The 9,695-nt window shown below is 40.9% G+C and carries 13 protein-coding genes; 6 read left to right on the forward strand and 7 right to left on the reverse strand.

Features of this window, described 5'->3' with window-relative positions; translation table 11 throughout:
• Positions 1 to 38: 38 nt before the first annotated feature.
• Complete coding sequence (traI, locus tag AM629_RS13210; RefSeq protein WP_054479660.1) at positions 39 to 1,991, reverse strand: TraI/MobA(P) family conjugative relaxase; 1,953 nt, start codon at positions 1,989 to 1,991, stop codon at positions 39 to 41.
• Between the two features lie 9 nt (positions 1,992 to 2,000).
• Complete coding sequence (gene mobA / locus AM629_RS13215; RefSeq protein WP_054479690.1) at positions 2,001 to 2,306, reverse strand: plasmid mobilization protein MobA; 306 nt, start codon at positions 2,304 to 2,306, stop codon at positions 2,001 to 2,003.
• Between the two features lie 271 nt (positions 2,307 to 2,577).
• Between mobA and AM629_RS13220 the strand changes: the two genes are divergently transcribed.
• On the forward strand, positions 2,578 to 2,874 hold the full coding sequence (locus AM629_RS13220) for a hypothetical protein (protein ID WP_054479663.1): 297 nt from the start codon (positions 2,578 to 2,580) through the stop codon (positions 2,872 to 2,874).
• A gap of 99 nt (positions 2,875 to 2,973) precedes the next feature.
• On the opposite strand, the gene AM629_RS13225 is transcribed toward AM629_RS13220, so the two are convergent.
• From AM629_RS13225 to AM629_RS13245, 5 genes are all read right to left on the reverse strand, one after another.
• On the reverse strand, positions 2,974 to 3,276 hold the full coding sequence (locus tag AM629_RS13225; protein WP_054479665.1) for a DUF5983 family protein: 303 nt from the start codon (positions 3,274 to 3,276) through the stop codon (positions 2,974 to 2,976).
• A 19-nt stretch (positions 3,277 to 3,295) separates the two neighbouring features.
• Complete coding sequence (locus AM629_RS13230) at positions 3,296 to 4,105, reverse strand: DUF932 domain-containing protein (protein WP_152912004.1); 810 nt, start codon at positions 4,103 to 4,105, stop codon at positions 3,296 to 3,298.
• A gap of 716 nt (positions 4,106 to 4,821) precedes the next feature.
• Positions 4,822 to 5,091 (reverse strand): hypothetical protein, encoded by a 270-nt coding sequence (locus AM629_RS23465; RefSeq protein ID WP_152912002.1) that lies wholly within the window; start codon positions 5,089 to 5,091, stop codon positions 4,822 to 4,824.
• A 66-nt stretch (positions 5,092 to 5,157) separates the two neighbouring features.
• A complete protein-coding gene (locus AM629_RS13240) occupies positions 5,158 to 5,907 on the reverse strand; it encodes a glycosyltransferase family 25 protein (protein WP_054479671.1) in 750 nt (249 codons plus the stop codon).
• A gap of 186 nt (positions 5,908 to 6,093) precedes the next feature.
• The gene (locus AM629_RS13245; protein WP_054479673.1) at positions 6,094 to 6,393 is read right to left on the reverse strand and encodes a TrfB-related DNA-binding protein; all 300 of its coding nucleotides are present in this window, start codon (positions 6,391 to 6,393) and stop codon (positions 6,094 to 6,096) included.
• A 341-nt stretch (positions 6,394 to 6,734) separates the two neighbouring features.
• On the opposite strand from AM629_RS13245, the gene AM629_RS13250 reads away from it, so the two are divergent.
• The 5 genes from AM629_RS13250 to AM629_RS13265 all read left to right on the forward strand — a co-directional run bounded on the left by AM629_RS13250 (position 6,735) and on the right by AM629_RS13265 (position 9,558).
• Positions 6,735 to 7,184: a ParC-related protein gene (locus AM629_RS13250; RefSeq protein WP_054479676.1), complete on the forward strand. Its 450-nt coding sequence runs from the start codon at positions 6,735 to 6,737 to the stop codon at positions 7,182 to 7,184.
• Positions 7,181 to 7,468, forward strand: coding sequence for a type II toxin-antitoxin system RelE/ParE family toxin (locus tag AM629_RS13255; RefSeq protein WP_054479678.1), 288 nt, complete (start codon positions 7,181 to 7,183; stop codon positions 7,466 to 7,468). Before AM629_RS13250 ends, AM629_RS13255 begins: the two co-directional genes overlap by 4 nt.
• A gap of 341 nt (positions 7,469 to 7,809) precedes the next feature.
• Entirely contained in the window at positions 7,810 to 8,730 is a 921-nt protein-coding gene (locus AM629_RS13260; protein ID WP_054479680.1) for a hypothetical protein, read from the forward strand.
• Positions 8,731 to 8,732: 2 nt separating this feature from the next.
• Positions 8,733 to 8,879, forward strand: coding sequence for a hypothetical protein (locus tag AM629_RS23970; RefSeq protein WP_161804231.1), 147 nt, complete (start codon positions 8,733 to 8,735; stop codon positions 8,877 to 8,879).
• Between the two features lie 55 nt (positions 8,880 to 8,934).
• Entirely contained in the window at positions 8,935 to 9,558 is a 624-nt protein-coding gene (locus tag AM629_RS13265) for a tyrosine-type DNA invertase (protein WP_054479681.1), read from the forward strand.
• The last annotated feature ends 137 nt before the right edge of the window (positions 9,559 to 9,695 follow it).

Here is a 9,695-nt window from a genome sequence, read left to right on the forward strand (position 1 = left end):
CCGACTTAAGGTCGGCTTTTCCTTGCAATTTCTTGTCGTTACTTAGGTCGATAACCTGAGTTCAGTTTAGCTTTCTCTGGCTCTATCAATATAATTTCCTCAGATTTCTGCTGTTGGAAACCTGTAGATTGTGACTGATAGCCAGTATCATATCCTGCCATAGTCCGTTGCTGTGGATCAGTCAGTGGCAATGGTTTATCGCCACCTTCATTAAACCACCCAACCATGTCACAAGCTTGGTTAACAAAGGCAGGTTCACCAGAAAATACCAGATACTCACCACTTTTGTTCTCAGCCAATGCCATCCCTCCAGCGATATGTTCTCCTTCATTAGCATTGTAATCTCCTATCTCAATGCAGCTACCTTTATCCTGCAATTGAACGACACCATCACGGGAATATTGTATAGTTCCATCTTTAGTTACTGCCACTGAATAGCCTTCAAGTTTAAATGTCGGTGTATCATCAGCTACAGCACAAATAATAGCATTGGGTGAAATCTTACCAGTCCTGACATCTCTTTTCATTCGATGTGCCCAACCGCGTAATTGAGCAATCGCCGCCTGATCTTGTTTCAACGCTTGCTGCAACACCCACTCCTGATATGACAATCTACGATTCGCAGGATCAGCCTTAAACTCTATCCGCTCATTACGAAGATCAATTCTCAACGCGGCCATAGCTTTCATCCTCTCAACTTCGATAATGTGATATGTCAGCTTACGCAATAGCGGATCAGAGATAGCAATACGAGTCTGGGCTTTCTGCCAAGCAAAACGTTTAGATACGTTTTGATAACGTAAGCGAATCGCTTCTCTATCCATTTTTGGTCTAACCCATTCCGATTTATAAGCTCTATAACGGGCTTTCAAATCCTCTCTTGCTACAGCTCTTGCCAGTCTTCTTTCCAAACGAGCACCTATATCGCGAGCATGCAGAGTAGGTTCATAACGGAACTCATGCAAAATAGCATCTTTCACAACATGTCTATCATCTTTAGTATAAGTTCCCACTTCATTCAGAGGTTGAAATTGACCAAGATCATTTTCAAGACAATTCAATGTCAAATCAGGATGTACGCTACTTGCTTTGATCGGAGGCAATTCAGGATTATCAATGGAGTATACTGCCAGACCTATCCCTTTTTGTCTTAACTCTAATCCAGCTTTAACTAATATACGATGAATATCACTCCAGGACATATTAGGATCTGACATAGCCTCATCAATCTTGAAGCCACATTCAGTAGTCGCATAAGTATGAAGACTCTCAACATCCGCATAATACTCAAGCGCTTTTGCTCCAGAAGGGACAGGCTGATTATCACGTTTTGCACGTACAATTTCTTTATCCTCGTTAACAACAAAGAATCCGTTCGTATGCGTCCAATTATACTTAAGTTCCAGCTCTCTGGCAGTATGTTGCAAACGGATTTTAGTAAACGAATCATCTGCAGTTTTATACGTCACAGGATGAATACGGTTCACCGCAATATGACAATGAATATTATTGGTATCCGTATGAATGGCTGCGACATACTGGTGTTCAGCCATCCCAAGCGTCCCTAAACTGTAACGAACGCTTTCGAAAATTTGTTCTGTTGATGGATTGTCTTCTGTTGGCCATGACAGAAAATAATGAAAAACAGGATCCTTACAACGTATGTTTTGTAACGCGACAACATTCATTTCTACTGACGCAGTAGCAATGCTAAAACAGTTCGTTTCGCACATTACACCATCAAACAAGACCTGAGTATATCCATTCAGATCTGTATGCATGATTTGTTGAATATCTGATTCACCATTTCGGCTAATGTAATTAACTAAATGGTTAAAGATCGCATCCTTAGAACGAGGACGACGCCAGCCTGGATGCTCTGGATCAATTGGTGTATCAGGTTTATCCTCATCACGGATAACGGAATAAGCAATAAGTTGAAGAAAACTACTTTTACCATCACGTCTCTTTTCCGGGATACGAATAATCATGTTAAAAAATCACTCCAAACCAACTTTCAAAATGGCCTTCTGAATAGCAACTAAAACCTCAGAATACTCTTTACTTAGCACTCCTCCGCCCTCTTTAAACAAATGTTTTTGAAGCCCCCCCAAACGACGTAGTTCCATAATTAACTCAGTATCACACCTTGCATCTATCCTACGACTGAGAGCACTACGCAACATAAAAGCACCGATACTTAATCCTGCTGCTTCAGCCTTAATCCTGACAGCTTCTTTCTCTTCTGGAAAACAACGAATACTGGGAAGCAGGGCTGTTCTGTTCCGACTTTCACTTTTACTCATTGTGTGTGTTTTCTCTTTGGTTTCGTCAATAGCAGTCTCGTGGGGTGTCGGGGCTTTGCCCTGACCCAGAGTTTTGTAGCAATGACTGCGTGCAGGCGGTGCTACAAAACACATCTGGTCCCTTCTTTTAAACAAGTTTTCGTCTATTATGCCTTGCATAACATGATTTGTCATTACACCATGAAAGGAAGAGCTATATAGCAATAAATTTTCTATTTGAGATATAATATTGCCATCAAACTAATCATAATTAGTTCAAGGAAATTCGCACATGGCGACAAACACCTTCTACACAAAAGAACAGATTGAGATGGCAAAAAATCAGCTCGAAGCGTTGCCTGACTTGACTGAGACAAGACTGACTGGGAAAGATGTTCTTGAAAACCTAAAAACCCAGATACTTAAGCTAGCAACCAAAAAAGGATACTCAGCTAAAGATATTAAATCTGCACTTGAAACCTGTCAGATAAATGTCAGTGAGCGAGCAATAAAGGACGTTATGAGTTCACAAAAAGGCAATAAGAAGAAAGTCATCCGCCGTACTTCTACACAAGATAAAACACTTTAGAAGCCAGATTAAAAGATATCAGGACTAACAGACAGCAAACAGAATTTTAATGTAAACTAATCCTGATCGTGCTCTATGCACGATCAGGATGAATAATACTCACCAATCAAAAACGGTATAACCATCAATGCTATCAGCATCTCTGTCAAACATTAGCAAATCACAGTGATGAATCAGATACATATTAAAGACAAATCGATACAGTTCATTTGATAATCCAAGATTCTTTATATGCTTCATATTGTTACGAATTCCTAACAAATTAAAAATCCAGCCATATTCGAATGAGTAGAGCCAATAGTTTTCATCGATTATCAGTTTTTCAAGTAAGCTGTTATCAGCTGATGTCATATGCCCTGTCGAACAAACAAGACATTTTTTAAATTCAATATTCTTACTCATGATTCCCCCTGTGACGACATCACTTTTTAAGTGCTTTCATTTCTTCAGCCAATGACCAAAGCGCATTATTTAACTTTACGTCACCAGTGATACCATTAACTGCACGGGTCCGCTGTCCCTTCGCCGTTCTTCCAATCAGTCCGCCTTTGATCAAGTTTTCCTGAACACGCTGATAAGTCGTCCACAAATCATTTCTGTCATCCTGACGTCGATTAGGTAATAACACCTGTTCAGGTGTCACCGGCACATATGCATCGTATTTATAGCCAAGTGCATGTTTTGCATAAATGCGCTGTTCGTCTTCATCCAGTGTGATGGATTTCATCTCATCACGCGATTCGATCACCTTGTCAAAAAAGCCGAGAACCTCATAGGCCCCTTCGATCACCTGACCAACAACATCGCCTTTATGAGGAACACGAATGTCACCAAATGTCTTGCCGCAGACCAGACCGTTATGACAGACAAATCGAAACATACCAGGAATCATCTGATAGCTTGACGAACCGTCATGTGAATTGAGCAAAATAATTTCCGGTACTTCGTCAGTATCGCGGAAGCTATCACGACGCAGGCGCAGCATATGACGGGTATGACCTCGGCGGTCTTCGTCCTTCACTTTTGTCTGGCAAGCAAAGAAAGGCTGAAAATCTTCGCTACGAAGTTTATCGAGCAAAATGATCGTAGGAATATAGGTATAACGTTCGCTACGGGACTCATGTTTTTCTTCAGAAAAAATGCTTGGAACAACAGCCATAAGCTCATCATTAGTCAATGGGCGTTCTTTTCGGAGCATATTGGCCTGACGAAAACCACGGTACATATGCATCATTCTGTTTCTCCTTTTAGTTTCTTTCTGGTGTATCCCTTTCAGGATTTGCCTAGCGTGGGATGTTTGGCGCTGTGACAACAGACCGGCAGGGTCAATCAGCTCACGAAACAAGGGTGCCAGCGAAGACGCAGCGCAAGCGGGAGACCAAAGGGAACACGCGCGAACGTATGAAGATGGCAGCAAAGCCTACCTTGTTTTGTGGGCAGGCCCTGCCAAAGTCTGTCACGGCGAAGTACATCCAGTGCAGAAACAAGAAATCAGGATAGACACCAGAAAGAAGCCAGATTTATCTGGCAGTTTTATCGGCCAGCTTGCGGGCCAGTGAGAACAGCGCAGGAAAATGCCTGCTGCAAGCAGGGCTATCGTCGGGCAGCGGTGGCTCAATGCCGCCGCTGCCCGACCGCGCATAAAAAAGACAGGAATTTCTCCCTGCCCTCCAACTTATGCAGCCTTTGATTGTAAAAATTTTCGCATACGTTCGATGCGTCGCCGGAACGCCAGACGCTCGCGCCAGCCATTGATATAAAAGGCAGGAGTATATCTGACTTGGTTAAACTGCATCGTCAGTGCGTTGCCAGTGACGATCTCAGCGGGGATACACGTTCCCTGTCATCAAATCGCGAACATGACGGATTTGTTCCTCATTGCCAGAAATATACAAACGATTAGCGCACCAGTTCGGCATAATTTATCTCCTCCGTTACGGTTGTGAGTCACGGCGTTGTGCCGTGAGCCAAACGCAGACGGGCGCAAAGCCTTTGTGGGCTGAATGCACCACAAAGGGTATCTACTAAAGGAATAAGAAAGGGAGCGAAGCGACTTCCTTTGACATGATTCGCCAAGCAAGCGAATTTCGGCCATATCGATACTTCCCTGCGCAAAATACCATGACTATTCGCTAAATCAGGCCACATATGGCGTGCCAGATAGCAGGCTGCGCGCTCTTTGTTTGGTAGTGTCGGCTCGATGCCGACTATTACCAATTTCGATGAAGAAAAGGAAAAATCTCATAAAAATGCTCCATAATGGGACATTAGTTTTATTGTTATCTATATTTTTTGAATATCAAATATAAATTTTTTATTCAAAAATTCTTTCATTTTGTAAAGATGATAATAGCGATAAGTTTTTTTCGCATTGCTGCGTTGTTTTGGCCTCAATCGATTATTTTTTTGTCTATCTTCTTCAATTGATGAAGTTAAACAAGCCGTATCTCCATTGTAAATAACAGGGTTTGGCAGGCAATAAATGTTAGCAACATTAAGAATCCGAAAGATTCCCCACATATCAACCTCAAATCTAATTGGTGACATATTCTCAATCAATTTCTGAGCAGCCTGATAATTTACAACATAACCATAAGCATAACTAGCTTCGTAAATAGAGTAGAAATTAAGATTTTTTGATTCTATTTTTTTATTCTTTATATAACTTTTAGCTTTATTCAATAAATAAATGTTAGGTGCGGAGCAATCATCTAAGTTTTTTATTTCATTTAATGTATCATTAATTTCTGGAGATAACAAAGCGTCATCTTCGAGAATAAGAGTTAATGGTATTTTTTCATCAACAATTTTTCGATATATTTTTAAGTGACTTAAAGCACAACCGACTTCACCTTTTGTTAATTGGCACTCAGGGTAGTTAAATACTGAATTCATGAGTTGCTCATCAGTCATTGCATAACCATCAACAGCATTCATGAATTCAACATTACATAACTCAAATTTTTCAATTTCTTTCTGAATATTTTTTCGTCTGTGCGTGTCTTTTTCTAGATTAATGATAAATACTTTCATATGTATATAGTTTATTGGAAATTGTGTGACGCAAGCGCAAAAGAGTTCAGACCATTACAACAATAACAACTGATGTAAAGTGCTATATTTTCCGAATTCTGAGGCGATCCCTAATATCCCGTTTAACAATCTTAATGTAGCTAGACGACGTTAAGCCTCAATTGCTCACTTTAAGTGACAATTTTGCTATTCTGTTTTCTTCATATAATATTTGGCTATTTCTATGACCTGTTTAGCTATGTCAGGTGGCAACCAAACGTTAACGGCTTGTAATCCCTTGATTTCTTGTCCATCAATAATTGTAGTCACTTTTTTTACAGCAGCATGAACATTCTGTCGAGTCACATTGCGCTCTTTTGACACATCAGATAGTGTCTTGCCACACACTAATATATCATGTGCTGTTTTAATGGTTTTTATAGACAAATGTTCTAATGCTGGATAAATAAGATCCCAATCTGATTGTGAAATACGTCTAATCTTCACATTTACCTCTTAAAGTACTTTACAAATTCTGGATTATATTCAAATCCATCATCATGTCAAATCATTGTCAATTATCGTTTTACTAATTATTTCATTTTGAAATAGAGAAGAAATCCGACGCGGCAACGTACGGGTTTCTAGTTAAAACTTTACGAAGGGTAAAATACTCACTCTTAGTATAAATCAAACTCACTTTATTTAACACTTCAAGCTACATCTAACGTGCGTTATGTTCAGCCATTGAGTTAATTAATAATTAAATACCTTGCAATTTACTATAGTTCGCACTATAAATTACAATAGTCCTATTGTGAAATATTCAGAAATTGCGAGGTAACAACATGACTGAAACTATCGACCACGGCACCCTTTCCCATCTTGTGGAGGCCGGAGCCGTCAGAGGAGCACACATCGTAGGCCAGCCAGGTGGCTGGGCCGTGATGGTGCGCTATGGAATGCATGAGCGACAACTGGCCGCACAGCGCAGCCGTAATGTACGGCTGTTTCGCAAGTTCGAGACGCTGGTTTCCTACCTCAAAAAAATTGGCATTGCCCGCTTCGACGTAGATTCATCAAACTACTCCCCCGACACCCCCAATACCTCAAGGCCAGATCGCGCCGAAGCGCTCAAGCGTACCCACGAGGCCGCAGCATATGATGCGTGGTTTCGTGAACAAGTGCAGCAAGCCATAGACGAAACGGGACCTGGTATCCCTCACGCTGATGTCAAGGCCAAATTTGCCGCCAAACGTGAAGCCTTGCGTAAACGCATTGTACAGGGTCGCGCATGAAAATCATTTGGCGAAAGATCGCGGAAGCAGATCGGGAACGTATCTTTGATTACATCGCACAAAACAACCCCAACGCCGCGCTTGAGCTTGACGCAGACTTTGATACCAAAATCGAACTCGCTGTGCAGCAACCTAAACTGTACCGCCCCGGCCGCATGCGTGGCACACGTGAAATCGTCGTACGGCCTAATTATGTGATTGTCTATCGCATCAAGGACAGTGGTACGGTGGTTGTGCTGCGTGTGCTCCATGCTGCCCAGCAATGGCCCCCGGCCAAGTCCTGACAGCTTCCATACCCTACCAGAGCTACCAATTAGGGGTAGTGACCGGGTAGCTGGTCACCACCCCAATTACTAAATGCTCCTCTAGTCCAACTGTCTTAGAATCGAACCAGTTGCTGACGCAACTTATTTTACCTCCGCTCTGTTGTTTAGTTCCTAATCTACTGTGGATTTGAGTCCATGCCTAACAATTGTCAAATTTATGTAAAATTAAGTTTGACATAAATTTGACAAATTAGTGATTTTAAATATACTTAAATCATTGGTTATCACTATTAACCAAAACAGACTCAGAAAGCGGCGGCAACCGTTCTGAGTAAATAAAAATACGAAGGAGTAAAGTAATGGCTAACAAAGTAAAAGAGTTATTTAATAATTTCTGTGAACTTGCAAAAAAAGTTAATCATGATGACAACGCAACTACTGTTGCTCTATGTAAAACAGCAGATAGTATTGAAGAATTGCAAGAACAATTCACTACATATAAATCTAAATATTATGCCGCTATCGGATCATGCGAAGCTGTTGGGTATTTTTCATACAGCCCGGAAATTGGACTTAAGATATATGCATCATATGACGAAGCAATAACAGCAGCAAATAATGAAATAAATGTGTATAGACGCTGTACAAATGATGATGGTTGGAATGAAGATATTAACCATATTTTTTGCGGCGTTATTACTCAAAAAGCAACATTGAATAATCAAGATTATAGACTTCAAGGTATTAATCCGAATACCATCATCCGAAAAATTCAGTCTGATGCAGAACACTCTTTAGTTGAAAAAATCGGTGACATGTATGATGCAGCAACAAGTATCAATGAAAAAAATATAATCGGACAAACATACTACTTATTAAAATACGGAATTCTGAAATCACGTGACAGTGGCAAGACGAAAGAAGATGTCATGAGTGAATATCATAAAAGTGTGGTTGCCAGATTAGTATATATTGCCGAAAAAACGAATGACAAATCAATTATTAAAGAAATATTACAAACAACAAGCATCAGTAAAAAAAGTTTGTCTGGTGCTTTAGAACATGATGTAGCCAAAATTAGAAAAAATTGTCCGTATTATTGGGATGCTCCGTTAGGTCTGGGAGCTGACTACAAGGGATTACATATTGAAAGTATTGGGGAAGATATTTGCATCAAAGACTCACAAGGACGATTTTATATAGAAGTACCATCTCATATTAATATAGCCGATGTAGAAAAGTTATTAAATCAATGGCTTTCACAAATGAATCGGAGTTAATTATGACTCAATCTGGACTCATCGCATTCAGTAAACATTTAAGAAAACGTCACGCTAAACGCCAGTCTGTACGAATCCCGGCAATGTCTGGCAATCAATTAGAGATATTCTTACGCACGTTAGAACGCGTGCGCGGCTACTCAGTATAACATTATTTTCCCCCTGCCGAATTTAATTTCGGCAGGGGTTTGGGGAACTTATATTATGGATCAACGCAAACATTTGACGCAATTTGAAGTAGAACGAATGCTAGAAATGGCAAGAAAAGGGCCTAATCCGGAGCGGGATTATTGTTTTGTATATATGAGTTTTATACACGGTTTGCGTGTAAGCGAAGCCAGACATTTACGATTATCTGATCTAGATTTGGGAACAAAAACTCTTTACGTACAGCGCTTAAAATGTGGACTTTGTACTAATCAGCCGCTCCTAGAATATGAAATCAATGCGATTCAAGCGTGGCTCAAAGTACGTAGAACATTTAGAGGGGCAGAAAGCAACTGGTTATTTCTGTCCCGTTCGGGGAAGCCGTTAACACGACAGCGTATCTATCAAATTATTAAACAACTAGGGAAGTTAGCGAATATCTCTGTTCATTCGCATCCACACATGCTGCGCCATGCCTGCGGTTTTTCTCTTGCAGACAGGGGAGCAGACACTCGTCTGATACAAGACTATCTTGGACACAGCAATATTCGCCATACTGTGCGGTATACTGCCAGTAATGCAGAGCGTTTCCAAGGAGTTTGGAAAAGTCCCGAGAAACGGCAACCAGTGGCACACTTTGGACAAAAATTCCTAGTTGATGTTGATGATGCACCTGCTTAAATAGTTTTGTGATCGAGTAGGAGGCGGGATCACTCCCGCCGTCCTCTCACACCACCGTACATGCGGTTCCGCATACGGCGGTTCATGTTAACGCTGGAACTGCCGTTGCTGTTCCACCAGTGATATTAAGCCATGCC

Origin of the sequence: Photorhabdus heterorhabditis, from assembly GCF_001280945.1 — a bacterium.
In the GTDB taxonomy this organism is placed as follows: domain Bacteria; phylum Pseudomonadota; class Gammaproteobacteria; order Enterobacterales; family Enterobacteriaceae; genus Photorhabdus; species Photorhabdus heterorhabditis.